The sequence below is a fragment of the Mycobacterium cajalii genome, from assembly GCF_045809005.2.
In the GTDB taxonomy this organism is placed as follows: Bacteria; Actinomycetota; Actinomycetes; order Mycobacteriales; family Mycobacteriaceae; genus Mycobacterium.
On the sequence record NZ_CM141436.1, the window covers coordinates 1,315,741 to 1,338,721 of the forward strand.

Genomic DNA, 22,981 nt, shown 5'->3' on the forward strand with positions numbered 1-22,981 from the left:
CTGTGAAGCGGATGCCGTACGCCGAGGCATCGCGGATGCTGCTGCGCGACTCGGTGCTCGACGCGATGCGCGACCTGCTGCTGGCCCGCGACTGGTCCGCGGTCACGCTGTCCGACGTGGCCCGCGCCGCCGGCGTCAGCAGGCAGACCATCTACAACGAGTTCGGCTCCCGGCAGGGCCTGGCGCAGGGGTACGCCCTGCGCCTGGCCGACCGGCTGGTCGACACCGTGCACGCCGCCCTCAACTCCCACGTCGGCGACGTCTACGAGGCGTTCCTGCACGGCTTTCGCGACTTCTTCGCCGAGTCGGCGGCCGACCCGCTGGTGATCTCGTTGCTGACGGGGGTGGCCAAGCCCGACCTGCTGCAGATCATCACCACCGACAGCGCGCCCATCATCACCCGCGCGTCGTCGCGGCTGACGACGGCGCTCACCCAGAGCTGGGTGGCCGCCAGCGACGAGGACGCCGGCGTGCTGGCCCGCGCCATCGTGCGGTTGGCGCTGAGCTACGTGTCCATGCCGCCCGAGGCCGACCACGACGTCGCGGCGGATCTGGCCCGGTTGATGACCCCGTTCGCGGAGCGGCACGGCGTCGTCAACCTGCCCTGAACCCCTCCTCGGCTCTCCCTGAGATAAGGCGCCCGACGGCCGCCTACTACAGTGGCGGAAGAACATACTAAAGCTAAGTACCGCCAGTGACGGTGAGATTCGAGTGAGGATGAGAGACGCTATGACGACGACCGAAAAATCGCCGAGTGCCGACGTCCGGAACGGCATCGACTTCAAGGTTGCCGATCTGTCGCTGGCGGATTATGGGCGGCGCGACATCGAGCTGTCCGAGCAGGAGATGCCGGGTCTGATGTCGCTGCGCCGCGAGTACGCCGATGTGCAGCCACTCAAGGGCGCCCGGATCTCGGGCTCGCTGCACATGACGGTCCAGACCGCGGTGCTCATCGAGACCCTGGTCTCGCTGGGCGCGCAGGTGCGCTGGGCGTCGTGCAACATCTTCTCCACCCAGGACCACGCGGCGGCGGCCGTCGTCGTCGGCCCCTACGGCACCCCCGAGGAGCCCAAGGGGGTTCCGGTGTTCGCCTGGAAGGGCGAGACGCTCGAGGAGTACTGGTGGGCCGCCGAGCAAATGCTGACGTGGCCCGACCAGCCGGCCAACATGATCCTCGACGACGGCGGTGACGCCACCATGCTGGTGCTGCGCGGTGCCCAGTACGAGAAGGCCGGCGTGGTGCCGCCCGCCGAGGACGACGACCCCACCGAGTGGAAGATCTTCCTGGAGCTGCTGCGCAACCGCTTCGAGACCGACAAGGGCAAGTGGACCAAGATCGCCGAGTCGGTCAAGGGCGTCACCGAGGAGACCACCACCGGCGTGCTGCGGCTCTACCAGTTCGCCGCGGCCGGTGACCTGGCGTTCCCGGCGATCAACGTCAACGACTCGGTGACCAAGTCCAAGTTCGACAACAAGTACGGCTGCCGGCACTCCCTGATCGACGGGATCAACCGCGGCACCGACGTGCTGATCGGCGGCAAGAAGGTGCTGGTCTGCGGCTACGGCGACGTGGGCAAGGGCTGCGCGGAGTCGGTGAAGGGCCAGGGCGCGCGGGTCGTCGTCACCGAGATCGACCCGATCAACGCGCTGCAGGCGCTGATGGAGGGCTACGACGTCAAGACGGTCGAGGACACCATCGCCGAGGCCGACATCGTCATCACCGCGACCGGCAACAAGGACATCATCACGCTGGCGCACATGAAGGCGATGAAGGACCACGCGGTCCTGGGCAACATCGGGCACTTCGACAACGAGATCCAGATCGCCCAGCTCGAGAAGTCGGGCGCGACCAGGACCAACATCCGCCCGCAGGTCGACCTGTGGACGTTCCCCGACAGCGGCAAGTCGATCATCCTGCTGTCCGAGGGCCGGCTGCTGAACCTGGGCAACGCCACCGGCCACCCGTCGTTCGTGATGAGCAACAGCTTCTCCAACCAGGTGATCGCCCAGATCGAGCTGTGGACGAAGAACGACGAGTACGACAACGAGGTGTACCGGCTGCCCAAGCACCTCGACGAGAAGGTGGCCCGCATCCACGTCGAGGCGCTCGGCGGCCAGCTGACCAAGCTGACCAAGGAGCAGGCCGAGTACCTCGGCATCGACGTCGAGGGCCCCTACAAGCCGGACCACTACCGCTACTGAGCCGGCTTTGGCCGAACACCCGGCCAGCCGGGCGTTCGGCACCGAGTGCCCGGCCAGCCGGGCGCTGGACGAGGGAATAAGCTTCGCGGCGTGCTGATCGCGATCGAAGGGGTCGACGGCGCCGGCAAACGGACGCTGACCGGGGGGCTGCGCAAGGCGTTCGAAACCGCGGGGAAGTCGGTGGCCACCCTGGCCTTCCCGCGCTACGGACGATCGGTGACCGCCGACCTCGCGGCCGAGGCGCTGCACGGGCAGCACGGCGACCTCGCGTCCTCGGTCTACGCGATGGCGACGCTGTTCGCGCTCGACCGCGCGGGGGCCGTCGCCGAGATCGAGCGCCTGGGCCGCGACCACGACGTGGTGATCCTGGATCGCTACGTCGCCTCCAACGCGGCCTACAGCGCCGCGCGGCTGCACCAGGACGCGGCGGGGGAGGCGGTGGCGTGGGTGCACCGGCTCGAATACGGCCGGCTGGGGTTGCCCGTGCCCGACTGGCAGGTGCTGCTCGCGGTGTCCGCCGAACTCGCCGGGCAGCGGGCGCGCCACCGGGCCGCCGCCGAGCCGGGCCGGGCGCGCGATGCCTACGAGCGCGACGACGGGCTGCAGCAGCGCACCGGCGCGGTGTACGCCGGGCTGGCCGCCGCGGGCTGGGGCGGGCGCTGGCAGGTGGTCGACGCGGACGTCGATGCGGCCCGTCTGGCGGCGACGCTGACCGCTCCGCAGGCCGGAAATTGACGGTTTTGGCCGTCTAGCCAAATTGACCTTGTGGTCGCCCGTTCCGGGGTGAAAATGGTGTGGTGGTCGCCTTGCGACGCCGTCGCTCTATGGTCCTTGCAGGCCGTCGTCTAGCCGGGTGCTGGGATCGCGTTGTGGGCCCTTCATTGTTGCCGCTTGTTCGAGCACGAGGATTAGATTCTGTTGTTGGCCTTGCGATTCCACGGGCGACCACACCCTTAGATATAGATCGGTGTGGAGACGGGAGGTCAGTGGCGGTGTTGCAGGAGTCCCATGATGACGAACAGATCATCGCCAGGGTCGCGGCCCTGGATATCGGCAAGGCCGAACTGGTGTGCTGTGTGCGTGTTCCTGCGCCCGACAGCGCGCGCAAACGGTTGCAGGAGGTGTCGACGCAGTCGACGATGACCGGCTCGCTGATCGAGTTGGCCAACCGACTGGTCGAGTTACGGGTCGAGCGGGTGGTGATGGAAGCCACCTCGGATTACTGGAAACCGGTGTTCTACCTGCTGGAGGCCCACGGGCTGGATCCGTGGCTGGTCAACGCCCGCGATGTCAAACATCTCCCGGGCCGACCCAAGACCGATGTGCTGGATGCGGTGTGGTTGTGCAAGGTGGCCGAACGCCAGATGCTGCGGCCCAGCTTTGTGCCACCCCCACCGATCCGGCGGTTGCGGGATCTGACCCGCTACCGCATCGACCTGGTCGGGGTGCGCACCGCGGAGAAGAACCGGGTCGAAAAGCTGCTCGAGGACGCCTGCATCAAGCTCTCGGTGGTGGCCTCCGATATTTTCGGGGTGTCCGGGCGTGTCATTCCATCTGTGTAAGTCCGGGGTGGTCCATCATCGGACCGCCGTTGGGCGGACAGAAGGAGTGTTTTGTGACCAAGACCATGCAGATGCCGGCTGAGGAGACGACCGCGGCGCGGCGGCTGGCCGAGATGTTCACCGAAGAGACGCTGGACTCGTTGATTAAGGATGCGGTGAAGACCGGGACCCCGATCGACGGCGCGGACGGTTTGCTGAACCAGCTGACTAAGGCCGTGCTGGAGCGGGCGCTGAATGCGGAGCTAACCCACCATCTGGGCTATGAGGCCGGCGATCCGGCCGGACGCGGATCGGGAAATTCGCGCAACGGCACCACGCCGAAAACGGTGACCACCGTCAACGGCCCGGTGCAGATCGATGCGCCGCGTGATCGCAACGGCTCGTTTGAGCCGGCGATTGTGCCGAAGAAGACCCGCCGGCTCAACAACATCAATTCGGTGGTGTTGTCGCTGTATTCACGGGGAATGACCACCCGCGATATCGAAGCCCACCTGCAGGAGGTCTATGGGGCGTCGGTGTCGCGGGAGTTGATCTCCAATATCACCGAGGTGGTGGTCGATGAGATCAAGGCCTGGCAGGCCCGCCCGCTCGATGAGGTCTACCCGATCCTCTACATCGATGGGCTGCGGCTGCGGATCGGCGACAACGGGGTCATCACCACCAAGGTCGCCTATTTGGCCATTGGCGTGGATCTGGAGGGCCGCAAACACGCCTTGGGCTGCTGGATCCAGGACTCCGAGGGGGCGAAGTTCTGGCAGAAGGTCGTCATCGACCTGCGCAACCGCGGGGTGCGCGACATCCTCATCGCCTGCTGCGACGGGCTGACCGGTCTGCCTGATGCGATCCGCTCGATCTATCCCGATACCGTGGTGCAGACCTGCGTCGTGCACGTCATTAGGAATGCGATGCGCTTCGTGTCTTATAAGGACCGCAAGAAGGTCGCCACCGCGATGCGGGCGATCTACAGTGCGCCGACCGTCGATGGAGCCGAACTCGCACTCAAGGAGTTCGACCAGCAATTCGGCGCCCAATATCCGGGTGCAATTGACGTGTGGCACAACGCCTGGGGGGAATTCGTTCCGTTCCTGGACTATCCGGTGGAGTTGCGCAAGATCGTCTACACCACCAATGCGATCGAGTCGATCAACTTCCAGTTGCGCAAGATCACCAAGAACCGTGGTCATTTCACGGACAAGGACGCCGCGATGAAGTTGCTGTACCTCGGGCTGCGCAACATCTCCAGCGAGAGAGGAGGCTATTCGGGTACTGGAACGCACAACTGGACTGTGGCGCTCAACACACTCGCCAGACTATTCCCTGGGCGAATCCCATTGTGCTAGAATACAACTCGTAGTCAAATCACCTCTGACTTACACAGAAATCGTGACAGGCTCGGGTGTCCGGGCGCGCGATGATGGCGGCGTTGATCTCCGGCGAACGCGACCCCAAGGTACTCGCGCAGATGGCGCGGTCTCGGATGCGGACCAAGATCGGCCGGCTCGAGGACGCGTTCAACGGCCACTTCGACGCCCATCACGGGTTCCTGCTGGCGCGGATGTTGGACCGCATCGACGGTATCGACGCCGACATCGCCGCCCTCGACGAACAAATCGAGGCCTATCTGGCCCCTTTCGCCGCGGCGGCGACACGCCTGGATGAAATCCCCGGCATCGGGCCCATCGCCGCCGCGATCATCCTCGCCGAAATCGGCACCGACATGTCGCGCTTCCCCACCGCCGGGCACCTGTGTTCATGGGCGAAGTTCTCACCGGGGATCAACTCCTCGGCAGGCAAAACCAAGGGCAACGGCTCGACCGGGCACGGTAATCGCTACCTGGCGCGGGTCCTGGGCGAGGCCGCCGTGGTGGCCGGGCGCACCGACACCTTCCTGGGCGAACGCTACCGGCGCATCGCCCGCCGACGAGGCAAGAAACGCGCCATCGTCGCCGTCGGCCGCTCCATCCTCGTCATCGTCTGGCACCTCCTGGCCGACCAGGACACCCACTTCACCGATCTCGGCGCCGATCACTTCACCAAACACACAAACCCAGAGGTCAAAAAACGCAACCACATCCGCCAACTCGAAGCACTCGGCTACACCGTCACCCTCACCCCCGCAGCCTGACCACACCCGTATCGAGTCAGCGCACCGCCATTTTCGGATTAGAGCAAGAAACGCCCGTGTGGCGCCCGTAATTTGTCCCGATCTGGTGACACCATGGAGTCCATGAGGCAAAGGATTCTCGTCGTCGACGACGACGCTTCGCTGGCCGAGATGCTCACCATCGTGCTGCGCGGGGAGGGCTTCGACACCGCGGTCATCGGCGACGGTACCCAGGCCCTGACCGCGGTGCGCGAGCTGCGGCCCGACCTGGTGCTGCTGGACCTGATGCTGCCCGGCATGAACGGCATCGACGTGTGCCGGGTGCTGCGCGCCGACTCCGGCATCCCCATCGTGATGCTGACAGCCAAGACCGACACCGTGGACGTGGTGCTGGGCCTGGAGTCCGGCGCCGACGACTACATCATGAAGCCGTTCAAGCCCAAGGAGCTGGTCGCGCGGGTGCGCGCCCGGCTACGGCGCAACGACGACGAGCCGGCCGAGATGCTGTCCATCGCCGACGTCGACATCGACGTGCCGGCGCACAAGGTCACCCGCAACGGCGAGCAGATCTCCCTGACCCCGCTGGAGTTCGACCTGCTGGTCGCGCTGGCACGCAAGCCGCGGCAGGTGTTTACTCGTGATGTGCTGCTCGAACAGGTGTGGGGGTACCGGCACCCGGCGGACACCCGCCTGGTGAACGTGCACGTCCAGCGCCTGCGGGCCAAGGTCGAGAAGGACCCTGAGAACCCGACCGTGGTGTTGACCGTTCGAGGAGTGGGGTACAAGGCCGGACCCCCGTGATCCGCGATGCTGAGGAGCGGCGCAGGTGATCCGCGCTGGCGACGATGCAGAGCGGAGCGATGCTGAGGAGCGGCGCAGGTGATCTTCGGCTCGCGCCGACGCACTCGTAGTCGCTGGGGCCGCTCGGGTCCCCTGCCTCGTGGCATGGGCGCGGTGAGCCGGGCCGTGGCCGTCGCCTGGCGCCGATCGCTGCAGCTGCGCGTGGTGGCGTTGACCCTCGGGCTGTCGCTGGGGGTGATCCTGGCCCTCGGCTTCGTGCTGACCAGCCAGGTCACCAACCGCGTGCTCGACGTCAAGGTCCGGGCCGGCATCGAGCAGATCGAGCGGGCGCGCACGACGGTCGGCGGGATTGTCAGCGGCGAGGAGACGCGCTCGCTGGACAGCAGCCTGCAGCTGGCCCGCAACACGCTGACCTCCAAGACCGACCAGGCCTCGGGCGCCGGGCTGGCCGGCATGTTCGACGCGGTGCTGATGGTGCCGGGCGACGGCCCCCGCGCCGCCACCACGGCCGGGCCCGTCGACCAGGTGCCCAACGCGCTGCGGGGTTTCGTCAAGGCCGGGCAGGCGGCCTACCAGTACGCCACGGTGCACACCGACGGTTTCTCGGGGCCCGCGCTGGTCATCGGCTCGCCGGCGTCGTCGCAGGTGGCCAACCTGGAGCTCTACCTGATCTTCCCGCTGAAGAACGAGCAGGCCACGATCACGCTGGTGCGCGGCACGATGATCACCGGCGGCGCGGTGCTGCTGGTGCTGCTCGCCGGGATCGCGCTGCTGGTGTCCCGCCAGGTGGTGGTGCCGGTGCGGTCGGCGTCGCGGATCGCCGAGCGGTTCGCCGAGGGGCACCTGTCCGAGCGGATGCCGGTGCGCGGCGAGGACGACATGGCGCGGCTGGCGATGTCGTTCAACGACATGGCCGAGAGCCTGTCCCGCCAGATCACCCAGCTCGAGGAGTTCGGCAACCTGCAGCGCCGGTTCACCTCCGACGTCAGCCACGAGCTGCGCACCCCGCTGACCACGGTGCGCATGGCCGCCGACCTGATCTACGACCACAGTGCCGATCTCGACCCCACGCTGGCGCGCTCCACCGAGCTGATGGTCAGCGAGCTGGACCGGTTCGAGACACTGCTCAACGACCTGCTGGAGATCTCCCGGCACGACGCCGGTGTGGCCGAGCTGTCCGTGGAGGCGGTGGATCTGCGCGCGACCGTGCGCAGCGCGCTGAGCAACGTGGGGCACCTGGCCGAGGACGCCGGCGTCGAGCTGCAGGTGGACCTGCCCGCCCACGAGGTGATCGCCGAGGTGGACACCCGGCGGGTGGAGCGCATCCTGCGCAACCTGATCGCCAACGCCATCGACCACGCCGAGCACAAGCCGGTGGAGATCCGGATGGGCGCCGACGAGGACACCGTCGCCGTCACGGTGCGCGACCACGGGGTCGGTTTGCGCCCCGGCGAGGAGAAGCTGGTGTTCAGCCGGTTCTGGCGCGCCGACCCGTCGCGGGTGCGGCGCTCCGGGGGCACCGGACTGGGCCTGGCGATCAGCATCGAGGACGCGCGACTGCACCAGGGCCGGCTGGAGGCGTGGGGCGAGCCCGGCGAGGGCTCGTGCTTCAGGCTGACGCTGCCGCTGGTGCGCGGCCACAAGGTGACCACCAGCCCGCTGCCCATGAAGCCGGTCCCGCAATCGAATTCGCAGCCGATACCGCAGGTCGGCGACACCGGCCCGCAGCACCGCAAGGACCGTCAGCGCCAGCGCGAGCCCGCCGAGAGGAGCGGCTAGATGCGGCGCCTGCTTTCCCTGCTGTTCGCGGCGGTGCTGCTCGGCGGCTGTGCCGGGGTGCCCAGCACGTCGGCGCCGCAGGCCATCGGCACCGTCGAGCGGCCCGCGCCCTCCAACCTGCCCAAGCCGACCCCGGGCATGGATCCCGACGTGCTGCTGAGGGAGTTCCTCAAGGCCACCGCGGACCCGGCGAACCGGCACCTGGCCGCGCGGCAGTTCCTCACCCAGTCGGCGTCCAACGCGTGGGACGACGCCGGCAGCGCGCTGCTGATCGACCATGTGGTGTTCGTGGAAACCCGTGCGGCCGAACGTGTCTCGGCGACGATGCGGGCCGACATCCTGGGTTCGCTGTCAGATATGGGCGTGTTCGAGACCGCCGAGGGCGTGCTGCCCGACCCGGGGCCGATCGAGTTGGTCAAGACGTCGGGCGGCTGGCGGATCGACCGCCTGCCCAACGGCGTCTTCCTGGACTGGCAGCAGTTCCAGGCGACCTACAAGCGCAACACGCTCTACTTCGCCGACCCGACCGGCAAGACGATGGTGCCCGACCCGCGCTACGTCGCGGTGCCCGACCACGACCAGCTGGCCACCGAGCTGATCTCCAAGCTGATCGCCGGGCCCCGCCCCGAGATGGCCCACACCGTCCGCAACCTGCTCGCCCCGCCGCTGCGGCTGCGCGGGCCGGTGACCCGCGCCGACGGCGGCAAGAACGGGATCGGCCGCGGTTACGGCGGTGCGCGCATCGACCTGGAGAAGCTGTCCACCACCGATCCGCACAGCAGGCAACTGCTGGCCGCCCAGATCATCTGGACGCTGGCCAGGGCGGACATCCGCGGGCCGTACGTGATCAACGCCGACGGCGCACCGCTGGACGACAGGTTCGCCGAGGGGTGGACCACTTCCGACGTCGCCGCCACCGACCCGGGCGTGGCCGACGGCGCGGGGGCGGGGGTGCACGCGCTGGTCAACGGCGCGCTGGTGGGCCTGGACGGCCAGCACACCACGACGGTGCCCGGGGCCTTCGGGCGGATGCCGGACCAGACCGGGGCGGCGCTGTCCCGCAACGGCCGGCAGGTCGCCTCCGTGGTGACGCTGCGCCGCGGCGCCCCGGACCAGGAGGCGTCGCTGTGGATCGGGGACCTCGGCGCCGAGGCGGCCCAGTCCGCCGACGGCCACACCCTGTCGCGGCCCAGTTGGTCGCTGGACGACGCGGTGTGGGTGGTCGTGGACGGCAACAACGTGCTGCGGGCGATCCAGGAACCCGCCTCCGGGCAGCCCGCGCGCATCCCGGTGGACTCCGCGGCCGTCGCGAGCCATTTCCCGGGACCGATCACCGACCTGCAGTTGTCCCGGGACAGCACTCGCGCCGCGATGGTGATCGGTGGCCAGGTGATCCTGGCCGGTGTCGAGCAGACGCAGGCCGGCCAGTACGCCCTCACCTACCCGCGGCGGCTGGGCTTCGGGCTGGGCACCTCGGTGGTGTCGCTGTCCTGGCGGACCGGCGACGACATCGTGGTGACCCGCACCGACGCCACCCACCCGGTGTCCTACGTGAACCTCGACGGGGTGAACTCCGACGCGCCCGCGCGTGGCCTGCAGCTTCCGGTGACGACGGTCGCCGCCAACCCGTCGACGGTGTACGTCGCTGGGCCCCAAGGGGTGTTGCAGTACTCGGCGTCGGCCGGTGAAGGCCAACCGCGCTGGTCGGAGGTCCCGGGGCTGACGGTCGTGGGGGCGGCGCCGGTGCTGCCGGGCTGACTTGCCGTGGTGGCCGCCGGCGGCTACGTTCCCCGCGTTGAGCCGATGGCGACAGCCGTCGCGCGCGAGCGCTTGCCGAGGGTGGTGAGGCATTGCGGAACAAGTCGGGCGCGGTGCCCTGATGGCACCGCTGGGAGTTGATCCCGCCGCGCTGGATGGTGCCGGTTCTGCGGTGGTCTCGGTGGGTGAGGGTTTGTGGTCGGTGACATCCGGTCTTGCCGGGGTGCTTTCCGGATGCGCGGGAATGGCGGGCAGCGATCCGGCCGGCACCGCATTCGGACGCGGCTACGACAATTCGGCGGCGAAGGTGTTGGAGGCGATGGCCGTAACCCGGAACGGGTTATGCAGCATCGGCGACGGTGTGCGGATGTCCGCGCACAACTACTCGATGGCCGAGGCGATGTCAGATGTATCCGGCCGCGGGGAGCCGCTGCCGGTACCCGGGCCTACCGGGTCCGTGGGGACGGGGTCAACGCCGTCGGCGGTCGGAACCGGCACCGGCGCCCCGGCGGGGTGGGGGTGGGTGGCTCCCTATATCGGGATGATCTGGCCGAGCGGTGATTCAACGAAACTGCGTACCGCAGCGGCCGCCTGGATCAGCGCCGGAACGAATTTCGAGGTCAGCGAGATAATCGGCGCGGCGGGGCCCATGGGCATCGTCGAAGCCCAGCAGATGCCGGAAGGACCGGCGATTGCAGCGGCGCTCACGGACGCTCACCGCAGCGCCGCCGGCGTTTTGCAACAGTGCATCTCGATCGCGGCTCAGCTGAATGAGTACGCCGACAAGATCGATCGGGTTCATGCTGCGATCCTCGATCTGTTGTCCCGCATCTGTAACCCCATGACGGGTATCAAAGAAGTCTGGGACATTCTCACCGACGAAGACGAAGACGAGATCCGCAAAATCGCCGACGATATCCGCACGGTGGGCGACAATTTCACCATTGAAGTCGACGCGCTGCGTGAGCAGCTGGCCGCCGCGGTCTCCGAGGCCACGACCGTGCTCACGACAATGGGCCACAAGGCTGCCAAAGATTGGAATCAGTTCCTGCACGGGACAGATGTCGGACGAATTGTCGACTCCCAGCTGCATATCAGCAAGGGCGCCCTCGAAGAGGCCGGCGGAATCCTCAAGAACGACTGGACGTATGGGCCGCCACGGGCACTGGTCGATCCTGAAGGTTGGTACAACTCCTGGCGGGAAATGGTAGGCGGGATGGCGCCGTTGGTCGGGCTGGGTGGGGATCACGCGCCTGGGGTAGGGCACGCCTGGAAAGAATTCGGCAAAGGCCTGGTCCATTGGGACGATTGGAAAAAAGATCCTGCTGAGGCCGCAGGGAAAAACCTGTTCGATCTCGCTACTTTTTTCGTACCGGGTGGGGAAGCAGGAGCAGCCGCCAAGGGCGCTCGCGGGGCGGCTGAAGCGGGGGAAGCGGCCGCCAAGGCGGCCCACGGGGAGGTTGCGGCGTCGCGGGGGTTCGGCGACGTCGCGAAACCCGTCCCTGCCGCGCCCGCGCCGCACGCACCCCATGTCGAAGTGCCGTCCCCGGACCGGCCGCCGGCGTCGATCGACACGTCTGGCGCCCCCGCTCCGCCCAAGCCGGGTGGTTCTTTGCCGCACAGTCCAACCGAATCGAGGGTGCCGGTAGGCGAAAATCCGCGTGCGCCTGGTGAGCATCCGGTCAGCACCCCGGCGATCCCGGATGATCGCGTGCCCTCAAGCCACCGGCAACCGTTGGAATCTGCGCCGTCCGCGATTCCCGGTGGGCATGCCGTCGACCGGGCGCCGGCCGCCGTACACGCTCCGCCGCCCGCGGCCACGGTTTCGGCTCCGCACGCACCCACCCCTGGCTCGGCACCCGCCCCACACGCATCCGGGCCGCCTTTGCCAAGTGCTGGGGATGCGTCGCGCGGTGGTCCGACCGAACCGCCGTCGCACGTCGACGACGCGCCGCATGGTGGTGGTGGGAGCCCCGAGGGCGCGGGCGAGCACCACCCACCGGCGCGAATCGGCCCCGATGAGCCGGCGGCGGGTGACCATTCGTCGCCGGTAGCCGGTGATCACTCGGGCAGCGGCGCACCTCACGCGGCCGACGTTGCGTCCAACCTCAACGACGCCTTCGTCAATGGCCGTCCGACAGACGAACTCGCCCGCGAGGTTGCCGACCTCTCGACTCACCACATGCCGAGCCCGATCAACGACATAGGCAACGTCGACCGCGTGGTCTTGGGCAAGTGGGATGGGCAGGAAGCGGGCTACATCGGCGAAGCGAGGCGCAACGGCGGGATCTACTTCGACACCGGAGGCGCGACCTGGGACGCCATAACGCACGGGCTGGGTGAGGCCGACGCCAAGGTCTTGGCCTGGCGGGTGAACGAGCAGTTCCTTCGCGCGCAATTGGAGAACGGAGTGTCGCGCATCGAATACCTTCTAGGTGGCGAGTACTCCTCGCTAGAGGAAATCCTGTTGAAGCGACAGGGCTCTTTTTCTGCGATGGAGATAGAATACCTGGCCGACAACGCCGTGAAATACGGATATACACGAATCGGAAACGCCTGGATTAAGGATAACTGACAGTGGCGCAAGACTTTCCAGAGAAAGTGCAGTCCATTATTGGACCGCTTCTATCCTCCCTCGGGTTTCAGTTGGACGAAATTGACAACAATGTTGATGAAGGCGGCCGACGGGGCTCGGTGGTCTATTATCGGAGCGCCGACTGCCGGCTCCAAGTCTACTGGTCGGCTCGCGAGTACGAGGTCAATGCGATGATCGCCTCCTTGGACGCGCCGAATGAGCACGGACTCTACAACAGATCCTCGAAATGGCACTATCTCAATGAATTCGCGGAAACACCTGACCTACCTCTTGAGGAACTCGTTCAGGTACTCAAGGCCGAGCGAGGCAATTTCGAATCCGACACGAAATGGCTCGAGTGGCTGCGGGGGAGAATCGAGAAATATTATTCCGTCGCACGTGATGGCGTACTGAGGCCAGCCCAAGGGAGTCCGTAGTTTCGACGACCGATCGCCAGAGGAGTTGCCAAACGTGCTGAATTGGCGACGGCGGCGGTCAGTTGCGGGGGTCCGCTCGGCTGATCTGGGAGTGCTCTCGAAGTTCGAGATCGATGAATGCTCCGACCATCGCGTCGTACACCCGCCGCACCACTTCCGGTGACGCCCCTTCTCGGATAGCCCACTCATGTCGCCGCGCCATCATGGCGGCGCGGCGGTCGGGTGCACGAACCGAGTGCTGATCGGTTTTGTAGAGCGCGGCCTCTGTTACCAGCTTTTGGCGCGTGGCCAAGAGCCTGACGATGTGCTCGTCGATCTGATCGATCTGGGAGCGGACCTCGGCGAGCGACACGTCCGCGACCGTACATGAGCCAGCGAGCCACCGAAGTCGTCGTTTGCCCGCGAAAGTGCGAGTGATCGCCTGCAAGACGTCGATCTCGGCGCGAAGCGGGGGACATGTCGGCCCCGGCCGCCACACTGGGCGACGTGCTCGACCTCATCCTGCCGCTGGAGTGCGGCGGCTGCGGGGCGCCGGCGACCCGCTGGTGTGACGCCTGCGGCCGCGAGCTGTCGGTGGCCGCCGACCAGCCCCACGTCGTCACCCCGCGCGTCGACCCGCAGGTGCCGGTGTTCGCGCTGGGCCGCTACGCCGGGGCCCGCCGCCAGGCGATCCTCGCGGTCAAGGAGCGCGGCCGGGGCGACCTCGTCGCGCCCCTGGCGCGCGCCCTGGCGCTCGGCGTGCACCGGCTGCTGACCTGGGGGATCGTCGAGACCCCGCTGACCATCGTGCCCGCACCCACGCGGCGCTCGGCGGCGCGCCGCCGCGGCGGCGACCCGGTCACCCGCCTGGCCCGGGCCGCCGTGGCGGGGCATCCCGACGTCACCGTCGCCCAGGTCCTGCGGATCAAGGCGCTGGCCCGCGACTCGGCGGGCCTGGGCACCGCGGCCCGCGAGCGCAACATCGCGGGCCGGGTGCTGCTGCACGCTCAGCCGCCCCACACCGAGGTGATGGTCGTCGACGACGTCGTCACCACCGGCGCGACGGCCCGCGAGTCGGTGCGGACCCTGCACGCCGCGGGGGTGCGGGTCGCCGCGGTCCTCGCGGTCGCGGCGGCGTGAACCCGGGGTGAGACCGTGCGCGTGCCAAGAGGTTGTGAAGAACTCGCAACGGGTCGGCGAAATCAGTGGCATCCCAAGGCGAACACGAGCTAACGTCGAGAACAACATGCAATGACCTACCGGTCATGCCGCACTGGTCGAAAGTCCCAGGTTGCGACCCCACTGGCGAAGGGGGTGAGTATTCGGCACCTTGCACCGGCGGGCAGCCTGCGCGTGAACCATTCCGGAACCGCTCTCACCCCGTCGGCGCGCCTCTGAGTAAGTCGGGCACGCAGCGCGCGTGCGACGTGGAAAGGGAACGAATTGTCACGCATGTCAAGGCTGTCCATGGATTCCAATCAGCTGCTCGCCGACCCGCCGGCGGAGACCGACGGTCAGGCCGAACCGGCCGCCAGCGCCGAAGTCGTGTTCAAGGGCCGCAACGTCGAGATCCCCGACCACTACCGCTTGTACGTCTCCCAGAAACTCGCCCGCCTCGAGCGGTTCGACCGCTCCATCTACCTCTTCGACGTCGAGCTCAAACACGAGCCCAACCGCCGTCAGCGCAAGTCCTGTCAACGCGTGGAGATCACCGCCCGGGGCCGCGGACCGGTCAGCCGGGCCGAGGCCTGCGCCGACAGCTTCTACTCCGCGTTCGAGTCCGCGGTCGCCAAGCTGGAGAACCGGCTGCGGCGCGCCAAGGACCGGCGCAAGGTCCACTACGGCGACAAGACCCCCGTTTCGCTGGCCGCGGCCACCGCGGTCGCGCCCCCGTCCGAGCGGCTGAACGGCGCGCCTCAGGCGCCGCCGTCCGAGCGCAACGGCGCCGCCCCCGAGCAGCTCGGGGACCACGAGCCGGGCCGGATCGTGCGGACCAAGGAGCATCCGGCCACGCCGATGACGGTCGACGACGCGCTGTACGAGATGGAGCTGGTCGGGCACGACTTCTTCCTGTTCCACGACAAGCAGAGCGAACGGCCGTGCGTCGTCTACCGCCGGCACGCCTACGACTACGGCCTCATCAGACTGGCCTGAGGCGACCGGGCTGATCGGGCTCGCCTGATCCGGCTCGGGCGGCCGGCGCGGCGTGTCACCTAGGATGGACGGCGTCTCATAGACAGAGAAGACTCCAACCCACAGGGGACATAGCTGTGCTGTCGAAGTTGCTGCGCCTTGGTGAAGGTCGCATGGTCAAGCGCCTCAAAAGCATTGCCGACTATGTCGACTCGCTGTCCGAGGACATCGAGAAGCTCACCGACGCCGAGCTGAGGGCCAAGACCGAGGAGTTCAAGAAGCGGCACGCCGACGGGGAGAGCCTCGACGACCTGCTGCCCGAGGCCTTCGCGGTGGCCCGCGAGGCCGCGTGGCGCGTGCTCGACCAGCGCCCCTTCGAGGTGCAGTTGATGGGTGCCGCGGCGCTGCACTTCGGCAACGTCGCCGAGATGAAGACCGGTGAGGGCAAGACCCTGACGTCGGTGCTGCCGGCCTACCTCAACGGCATCGGCGGCAAGGGCGTGCACATCGTCACGGTCAACGACTACCTGGCCAAGCGCGACAGCGAGTGGATGGGCCGCGTGCACCGCTTCCTCGGCCTGGACGTCGGGGTGATCCTGGCCCAGATGACCCCCGACGAGCGCCGGGTGGCTTATGCCGCCGACATCACCTACGGCACCAACAACGAGTTCGGCTTCGACTATCTGCGCGACAACATGGCCCATTCGCTGGAGGACTGCGTCCAGCGCGGCCACAACTTCGCCATCGTCGACGAGGTCGACTCCATCCTGATCGACGAGGCCCGCACCCCGCTGATCATCTCCGGCCCCGCCGACGGCGCCTCCAACTGGTACCTCGAGTTCGCCCGCCTGGCGCCGCTGATGGAAAAGGACCTGCACTACGAGGTCGACCTGCGCAAACGCACCGTCGGTGTGCACGAGAAGGGCGTCGAGTTCGTCGAAGACCAGCTGGGCATCGACAACCTCTACGAGGCGGCCAACTCGCCGCTGGTCAGCTACCTCAACAACGCGCTGAAGGCCAAGGAGCTGTTCAACCGCGACAAGGACTACATCGTCCGCGACGGCGAGGTGCTCATCGTCGACGAGTTCACCGGCCGCGTGCTGTACGGCCGCCGCTACAACGAGGGCATGCACCAGGCGATCGAGGCCAAGGAGCACGTCGAGATCAAGGCCGAGAACCAGACCCTGGCCACCATCACGCTGCAGAACTACTTCCGGCTCTACGACAAGCTGGCCGGCATGACCGGCACCGCCCAGACCGAGGCGGCCGAGCTGCACGAGATCTACAAGCTCGGCGTGGTGCCCATCCCGACCAACAAGCCGATGGTCCGCACCGACTGCTCCGACCTCATCTACAAGACCGAGGAAGCCAAGTACATCGCGGTGGTCGACGACGTCGCCGAGCGCTACGAGAAGGGCCAGCCGGTGCTGATCGGCACCACCAGCGTGGAGCGCTCGGAGTACCTGGCGCGCCAGTTCGCCAAGCGCCGCATCCCGCACAACGTGCTCAACGCCAAATACCACGAGCAGGAGGCGCAGATCGTCGCCGTGGCGGGCCGTCGCGGCGGCGTCACCGTCGCCACCAACATGGCCGGCCGCGGCACCGACATCGTGCTGGGCGGCAACGTCGACTTCCTGACCGACCAGCGGCTGCGGGAGCGCGGGCTGGACCCGGTGGAGACCCCCGACGAGTACGAGGCGGCCTGGCACGAGGAGCTGCCCAAGGTCAAGGAGGAGGCCGGCAAGGAGGCCGCCGAGGTGATCGAGGCCGGCGGCCTGTACGTGCTGGGCACCGAACGGCACGAGTCGCGGCGCATCGACAACCAGCTGCGCGGCCGCTCCGGCCGGCAGGGCGACCCCGGCGAGTCCCGCTTCTACCTGTCGCTGGGTGACGAGCTGATGCGCCGGTTCAACGGCGCCGCGCTGGAGTCGATGCTCAACCGGCTCAACCTGCCCGACGACGTGCCGATCGAGGCCAAGATGGTCACCCGGGCGATCAAGAGCGCGCAGACCCAGGTCGAGCAGCAGAACTTCGAGGTCAGAAAGAACGTCCTCAAGTACGACGAGGTGATGAACCAGCAGCGCAAGGTGATCTACGCCGAGCGCCGCCGCATCCTCGAGGGCGAGAACCTCAGGGAGCAGGCCCTCGACATGGTCCGCGACGTGGTCACCGCCTACGTCAACGGCGCGACGGGCGAGGGTTACGCCGAGGACTGGGACCTGGAGGCGTTGTGGACGGCCCTGAAGACGCTGTACCCGGTCGGGATCGACCACGAGAAGCTGATGCGCCTGGACGCCGACACCGAGCGTGACGACCTGACCCGCGAGGAGCTGCTCGACGAGCTGCTTGCCGACGCCGAACGCGCGTACGCCACACGGGAAGCCGAGCTCGAGGAGCTCGCGGGTGAGGGCGCGATGCGCCAGCTGGAGCGCAACGTGCTGCTCAACGTCATCGACCGCAAGTGGCGCGAGCACCTCTACGAGATGGATTACCTCAAGGAGGGCATCGGGCTGCGGGCGATGGCGCAGCGCGATCCGCTGGTGGAATACCAGCGGGAGGGCTACGACATGTTCATGGCCATGCTCGACGGCATGAAGGAGGAGTCGGTCGGCTTCCTGTTCAACGTCGCCGTGGAAGCGGTGCCCGCGCCGTCCCCGCAGGTGGCTCCGGTGGAAGCGCCGGAAGGGCTCGCCGAGCTGGGCGCGGGCTCAGGCGACGGCGGCCAGCAGACCGACTCCGGCGGTGCACGCGAGGAGGCGCGAAGTATGTTGCACGCCAAGGGTATCGATGACGAGCAGCAGCCGGCGCTGACGTACTCCGGCCCCTCGGAGGACGGTTCGGCGCAGCTGCAGCGCAACGGCGGCGGCGCGGACAAGGCCCCCGCCGGGGTGCCCGGCGGCGCCAGCCGGCGCGAGCGGCGCGCGGCGGCGCGACAGCAGGGCCGCGGCGCCAAGCCGCCGAAATCGGTGAAAAAGCGGTAGTCGGGCTGTTTGCCAGGACGCCGTCGCGGTGGACACTGAGTCCATGAAGCGCTACCTGGCCCTGGGTTACGGCGCCGCGGCGTACGCGGTGTTCGTCGTGGTCTTCCTGTATGCGATCGGGTTCGTGGGCAACATGGTCGTTCCGCGCAGCGTCGATCACGGGCTCACCGCGCCCGTGGGGCGGGCGTTGCTGGTCGACGCGTTGCTGCTGGGCGCGTTCGCGGTCCAGCACAGCGTCATGGCGCGGCCGGGATTCAAGGTGTGGTGGACGCGCTTCGTGCCGCCGGCGATCGAGCGCAGCACCTACGTGGTGCTGTCCAGCGCCGTGCTGGCGCTGCTCTACTGGCAGTGGCGCACGATGCCGGCCGTGGTCTGGGACGTACGGCCGCAGGCGGGCCGGCTAGTTTTGTGGGCCCTGTTCTGGCTCGGCTGGGCGATCGTGTTCGCCTCGACCTTCATGATCAACCATTTCGACCTGTTCGGGCTTCGGCAGGTGTATCTGGCCTGGCGCGCAGAGCCCTACACCGAACTGGGGTTTCAGGCCCGTTCGCTGTACCGGCTGGTGCGCCACCCGATCATGCTGGGCTTCGTCATCGCTTTCTGGGCGACGCCCACGATGACGGCGGGGCACCTGCTGTTCGCGGTGGCCACCACGGGTTACATCCTTACCGCGGTGCGGTTGGAAGAGCGCGACCTCGTGGCCGCCCTGGGGCAGCAATACCACGCATACCGCAGGAGCGTGTCGATGCTGCTACCGCGGCCGCCCCGCCGGAAGCCCGAATAGGGGGCCGGAGGGTCGGACTACCGCAGCGCCGGTCGGACCTGGAACGATCGACGCTATGGATGTCAACGAGGTGTTGCTCCCGGGCGTCGGCCTCCGCTACGAGTTCACCGACCACAAGGGTGACAGGATCGGCATCATCGCCCGGCGCAGCGGCGATTTCGACGTCGTCGTCTACGCCCGCGAGGACCCGGACCAGGCGCGACCGCTGCTGTGCCTCACCGACGAGGAGGCCGAGGCCATGGCCCAGATCCTCGGGGCGCCGCGGATCGCCGAGCGGTTCACCGAACTGGCCCGCGAGATCCCCGGGCTCGAGACGGGGCAGGTCCACATCCTGGCGGGCAGCCCGTTCGCCGACCATCCGCTGGGCGACACCCACGCGCGCACCCGCACCGGGGCCTCGATCGTCGCGATCGTGCGCAACGAGGAGGTGCTCGCCTCGCCGGGTCCCGCCGAGGTGCTGCGCGCCCAGGACGTCCTGATCGTCATCGGCACCGCACAAGGCATCGCCGGGGTCGAGCAAATCGTCGACAAGGGCTGAGCCCGTGCAGGTTTCGGAGGCGCTGCTGTTCCAGCTCGGCGCTCTCCTGGCAGTGCTGTCGGTGCTGGGGGCCCTGGCGCGCCGTTTCGCGTTGTCGCCGATACCGCTGTACCTGCTGGCCGGCCTGGCGCTGGGCAACGGCGGCATCTGGCCGGTGGCCGCCGCGGGCGGGTTCATCACCACGGCCGCCTCGCTGGGCATCGTCCTGCTGCTGCTGACCCTGGGACTGGAGTTCTCCGCGACCGAGTTCGCCAGCAGCCTGCGGCACCACCTGCCGTCGGCCGGCGCCGACGTGGTCCTCAACGCCACACCGGGCGCGGTGGCGGGCTGGCTGCTGGGGCTGGACGGTGTCGCCATCCTGTCGCTGGCCGGGGTCACCTACATCTCCTCGTCGGGAGTGATCGCGCGGCTGCTGGAAGACCTGCGCCGGCTCGGCAACCGGGAGACGCCGGCCGTGCTGTCGGTGCTCGTGCTCGAGGACTTCGCGATGGCGGCCTACCTTCCGCTGTTCTCGGTGCTGGCCTCCGGCGGCACCTGGCCGGTGGCGATCGCGAGCATGGTCGCCGCGATCGTCGCCCTCGTCGCGGCGTTCACCGCGTCCTACCGCTGGGGCCACCACTTCGGCCGGCTGGTGACGCATCCCGACTCCGAGCAACTACTGCTGCGGGTGCTGGGGGTGACCCTGATGGTGGCCGCGCTCGCCGAGTCGGTGCACGCATCGGCCGCCGTCGGCGCCTTCCTGGTGGGTCTGACGCTGACCGGGGACACCGCGGACCGGGCCCGCAAGGTGCTGGGACCCCTGCGCGACCTGTTCGCCGCGACGTTCTTCCTGTCGATCGGCCTCTCGGTCGACCCGCAGCAGCTGCTGCCGATGCTGCCGGCCGCCCTGGTGCTGGCCGTCGTGACCGCGGCGACGAAGGTGCTCACCGGGATGATCGCGGCCCGCCGCGACGGGGTGGCGCGGCGCGGCCAGCTGCGTGCGGGCACCGCGCTGATCGCCCGCGGCGAGTTCTCCCTGGTCATCATCGGGTTGATCGGCGCGACCATCCCCGGCGTGGCCGCGCTGGCGACGTCGTACGTCTTCGTGATGGCGATCGCGGGACCGGTGCTGGCGCGGTTCACCGGCGGCCCGCTGCCGGAGGGGGCCGGCTCGCCGCAGTAGCCCTCAACCGATGTGTAGCGCCACCACCAGCCATCGGGACCGGCCCCCGGCGTGCAGCTGCTCCACGCGGCAGGCGATGGCGTGGACCCTGTTGCCGCGGCTGTAGGAGCCGAAGACCTCGGCGGCCGCTTCCGGGTCGCGGTGCCCCGCCGGCTGCAGCCGTATCCGGCGCAGCACGGCGGCGCCGTCACGCCCGGCGCCGGCCCGGCCCACCGCGAGCACCGAGTCGACCAGGCCGGGCGCGAGCACGGGCTGCAGCTGGGCGGCGGGACGGCGGCGGTCGATGACCTCGAGGACCCGGCGCAGCGCCGCGTCGGCGAAGATCGCCGCCTGCCGCATCCGCGGCGAGAGGGTCGTGCCGCCGGACGGCGGGGCGCCGGGTGGTCCGTCGTGCCGGCGCAGCGGCGCGCGGGCGCCGCGCCGCCGCGGCGACACCGCCGACGGGTGCCGGCACCCGGGCACGTCGCGCGTCGGGGGCTCGTAGTCGACGACGGGCGTCACGGCGAACGCGTCCGGGCCGGACGGCCGCACGACGGGATGAACGGACAATGCGCACTCTCCAGTCAACCGATGGTTGGTGGGCAAGCCTGCTGGAGAGGGGCAGACACCGGTCATCATGACACAACGCGACCTCACGCGTACCCGCGCCGTGCTGTGCGCCGGTTGTGCGGTTACCGTGGGCGAGAACAGCGGTGTGGCAACGGATGACAAGGAGGACGGGGCGGCAATGGTGACCCGCTTGTCCCCCTCGGACGCGTCGTTCTTCCGGCTGGAGAACACCTCCACCCCGATGTACGTCGGGTCGCTGTACATCCTGCGCCGGCCACGCGCCGGCCTGAGCTACGAGTCGCTGCTGGCAACCGTCGAGCAACGCCTGCCGCAGGTGCCGCGCTACCGGCAGAAGGTGCGCGAGGTCGTCGGTATGGCCAGGCCCGTGTGGATCGACGACAGCGACTTCGACATCACCTATCACGTGCGGCGCTCGGCGCTGCCCTCGCCCGGCAGCGACGAGCAACTACACGAGCTGATCGGCCGGCTTGCCGCGCGGCCGTTGGACAAGTCGCGCCCGTTGTGGGAGGCCTACCTCGTGGAGGGCCTGGCCGGCAGCCGCCTGGCCCTCTACACCAAGTCCCATCAGGCCCTCATCAACGGCGTGACGGCGCTGTCGATCGGCCACGTCATCGCCGACCGCACGCGGCGCCCGCCGCCGTTCCCCGAGGACATCTGGGTTCCGGAACGCGACCCCGGCAACACCCGGCTGCTGCTGGGCGCGCTGGGCGACTGGGTGGGGGGCCCGGGCACGCAGCTGCAGGCCGTCGGGTCGGTGGTGGCCGCGGCGGTGACCAACCACGGCGAGCTGCGCAACGTGGGCCGCCGCGTGGTGCACCTCGCGCGTGCGGCGGCGCGCGGGACGGCGCCCAGCAGCCCGCTCAACGCCACCGTTTCCCGCAACCGCCGGTTCACGGTCGCGCGGGCCAGCCTCGAGGATTACCGGACCGTGCGGGCGCGCTACGGCTGCGACGTCAACGATGTCGTGCTGGCCGTGGTGGCCGGCGCGCTGGCCAACTGGCTGCTGTCGCGCGGGGAACCGGTGTCGCCGACCGCGACCGTGCGGGCGATGGCGCCGCTGTCCGTCTACGCCGAAGACCAGTTCGACGCCACCGGGCCGGGGCAGATGATCAGCCAGGTCACGCCGTTTCTGGTCGACCTCCCCGTGGGGGAGCCCAATGCCGTGGTGCGGCTGTCGCAGATCGCCCACGCCACCGAGTCCAACCCGACCGCCGCCAGCGCGGTCGACGCCAGGACCATCATCACCCTGTCGGGTTTCGCGCCGCCCACCCTGCACGCCATGGGCGTCCGCGTCGCCACCAGCTTCCCCAGTTTCTCCAAGCGGACGTTCAACCTGTTGATCACCAACGCCCCTGGGGCGCAGTCACAGATGTACATCGCCGGCACCAAGCTGCTGGAGGCCTACGCGGTGCCGCCGTTGCTCAACGACCAGGCGCTGGCGATCAGCGTGACGTCGTACAACGGCATGCTGTATTTCGGGATCAACGCCGACCGCGACGCGATGAGCGACGTCGACCTGCTGCCCGACCTGTTGAACCAGTCGCTCGAGGAACTCCTGGACGCCTCCCGTTAGGGCACGGCGCGAAAGATGGTGCCGGCGAATCGTGGAGGGATAG

20 protein-coding genes are annotated in these 22,981 nt (G+C 68.5%); 18 read left to right on the top strand and 2 right to left on the bottom strand.

The window, feature by feature from the left end; genetic code table 11:
- The first annotated feature begins 11 nt into the window (after positions 1 to 11).
- The 11 genes from alkX to ACJ512_RS06350 all read left to right on the top strand — a co-directional run bounded on the left by alkX (position 12) and on the right by ACJ512_RS06350 (position 13,218).
- Complete coding sequence (alkX, locus tag ACJ512_RS06300; protein ID WP_407685600.1) at positions 12 to 608, top strand: TetR family transcriptional regulator AlkX; 597 nt, start codon at positions 12 to 14, stop codon at positions 606 to 608.
- A 121-nt stretch (positions 609 to 729) separates the two neighbouring features.
- Positions 730 to 2,202 (top strand): adenosylhomocysteinase, encoded by a 1,473-nt coding sequence (gene ahcY / locus ACJ512_RS06305; protein ID WP_407685590.1) that lies wholly within the window; start codon positions 730 to 732, stop codon positions 2,200 to 2,202.
- A 90-nt stretch (positions 2,203 to 2,292) separates the two neighbouring features.
- Positions 2,293 to 2,937 (top strand): dTMP kinase, encoded by a 645-nt coding sequence (locus tag ACJ512_RS06310; RefSeq protein WP_407685591.1) that lies wholly within the window; start codon positions 2,293 to 2,295, stop codon positions 2,935 to 2,937.
- Positions 2,938 to 3,188: 251 nt separating this feature from the next.
- On the top strand, positions 3,189 to 3,764 hold the full coding sequence (locus ACJ512_RS06315) for an IS110 family transposase (RefSeq protein WP_461479996.1): 576 nt from the start codon (positions 3,189 to 3,191) through the stop codon (positions 3,762 to 3,764).
- A gap of 104 nt (positions 3,765 to 3,868) precedes the next feature.
- Positions 3,869 to 5,104, top strand: a complete 1,236-nt coding sequence (locus ACJ512_RS06320; protein ID WP_369741377.1) for an IS256 family transposase — start codon at positions 3,869 to 3,871, stop codon at positions 5,102 to 5,104.
- Positions 5,105 to 5,160: 56 nt separating this feature from the next.
- Positions 5,161 to 5,889 (top strand): IS110 family RNA-guided transposase, encoded by a 729-nt coding sequence (locus ACJ512_RS06325; protein ID WP_461479997.1) that lies wholly within the window; start codon positions 5,161 to 5,163, stop codon positions 5,887 to 5,889.
- A 93-nt stretch (positions 5,890 to 5,982) separates the two neighbouring features.
- Positions 5,983 to 6,669 (top strand): two-component system response regulator MtrA, encoded by a 687-nt coding sequence (gene mtrA, locus ACJ512_RS06330; protein WP_144948567.1) that lies wholly within the window; start codon positions 5,983 to 5,985, stop codon positions 6,667 to 6,669.
- A 78-nt stretch (positions 6,670 to 6,747) separates the two neighbouring features.
- Positions 6,748 to 8,448, top strand: a complete 1,701-nt coding sequence (gene mtrB, locus ACJ512_RS06335) for an MtrAB system histidine kinase MtrB (RefSeq protein WP_407688499.1) — start codon at positions 6,748 to 6,750, stop codon at positions 8,446 to 8,448.
- Positions 8,449 to 10,206 (top strand): MtrAB system accessory lipoprotein LpqB, encoded by a 1,758-nt coding sequence (lpqB, locus tag ACJ512_RS06340; RefSeq protein WP_407688498.1) that lies wholly within the window; start codon positions 8,449 to 8,451, stop codon positions 10,204 to 10,206.
- A gap of 121 nt (positions 10,207 to 10,327) precedes the next feature.
- Complete coding sequence (locus tag ACJ512_RS06345) at positions 10,328 to 12,781, top strand: hypothetical protein (protein WP_407688497.1); 2,454 nt, start codon at positions 10,328 to 10,330, stop codon at positions 12,779 to 12,781.
- Between the two features lie 2 nt (positions 12,782 to 12,783).
- The gene (locus ACJ512_RS06350) at positions 12,784 to 13,218 is read left to right on the top strand and encodes a hypothetical protein (RefSeq protein WP_407688496.1); all 435 of its coding nucleotides are present in this window, start codon (positions 12,784 to 12,786) and stop codon (positions 13,216 to 13,218) included.
- A gap of 58 nt (positions 13,219 to 13,276) precedes the next feature.
- On the opposite strand, the gene ACJ512_RS06355 is transcribed toward ACJ512_RS06350, so the two are convergent.
- Entirely contained in the window at positions 13,277 to 13,570 is a 294-nt protein-coding gene (locus tag ACJ512_RS06355; protein WP_407688495.1) for a chorismate mutase, read from the bottom strand.
- 134 nt (positions 13,571 to 13,704) lie between these two features.
- Between ACJ512_RS06355 and ACJ512_RS06360 the strand changes: the two genes are divergently transcribed.
- From ACJ512_RS06360 to ACJ512_RS06385, 6 genes are all read left to right on the top strand, one after another.
- Positions 13,705 to 14,337 carry a ComF family protein gene (locus ACJ512_RS06360; RefSeq protein ID WP_407688501.1) on the top strand — a complete coding sequence of 211 codons (633 nt, stop codon included), beginning with the start codon at positions 13,705 to 13,707 and terminating at the stop codon, positions 14,335 to 14,337.
- A 327-nt stretch (positions 14,338 to 14,664) separates the two neighbouring features.
- Positions 14,665 to 15,351, top strand: coding sequence for a ribosome hibernation-promoting factor, HPF/YfiA family (gene hpf / locus ACJ512_RS06365; protein WP_407688494.1), 687 nt, complete (start codon positions 14,665 to 14,667; stop codon positions 15,349 to 15,351).
- Positions 15,352 to 15,467: 116 nt separating this feature from the next.
- Positions 15,468 to 18,311, top strand: coding sequence for a preprotein translocase subunit SecA (gene secA, locus ACJ512_RS06370; RefSeq protein ID WP_407688493.1), 2,844 nt, complete (start codon positions 15,468 to 15,470; stop codon positions 18,309 to 18,311).
- Between the two features lie 43 nt (positions 18,312 to 18,354).
- Complete coding sequence (gene mddA / locus ACJ512_RS06375; protein ID WP_407688492.1) at positions 18,355 to 19,095, top strand: methanethiol S-methyltransferase; 741 nt, start codon at positions 18,355 to 18,357, stop codon at positions 19,093 to 19,095.
- A gap of 55 nt (positions 19,096 to 19,150) precedes the next feature.
- On the top strand, positions 19,151 to 19,633 hold the full coding sequence (locus tag ACJ512_RS06380) for a cation:proton antiporter regulatory subunit (protein ID WP_407688491.1): 483 nt from the start codon (positions 19,151 to 19,153) through the stop codon (positions 19,631 to 19,633).
- Between the two features lie 4 nt (positions 19,634 to 19,637).
- Positions 19,638 to 20,795 (top strand): cation:proton antiporter, encoded by a 1,158-nt coding sequence (locus ACJ512_RS06385; protein ID WP_407688490.1) that lies wholly within the window; start codon positions 19,638 to 19,640, stop codon positions 20,793 to 20,795.
- Positions 20,796 to 20,798: 3 nt separating this feature from the next.
- On the opposite strand, the gene ACJ512_RS06390 is transcribed toward ACJ512_RS06385, so the two are convergent.
- A complete protein-coding gene (locus ACJ512_RS06390) occupies positions 20,799 to 21,344 on the bottom strand; it encodes an Rv3235 family protein (RefSeq protein WP_407688489.1) in 546 nt (181 codons plus the stop codon).
- A gap of 178 nt (positions 21,345 to 21,522) precedes the next feature.
- Here ACJ512_RS06390 and ACJ512_RS06395 point away from each other — a divergent pair, with 178 nt between their 5' ends.
- Positions 21,523 to 22,938 (top strand): WS/DGAT/MGAT family O-acyltransferase, encoded by a 1,416-nt coding sequence (locus ACJ512_RS06395; protein ID WP_407688500.1) that lies wholly within the window; start codon positions 21,523 to 21,525, stop codon positions 22,936 to 22,938.
- The last annotated feature ends 43 nt before the right edge of the window (positions 22,939 to 22,981 follow it).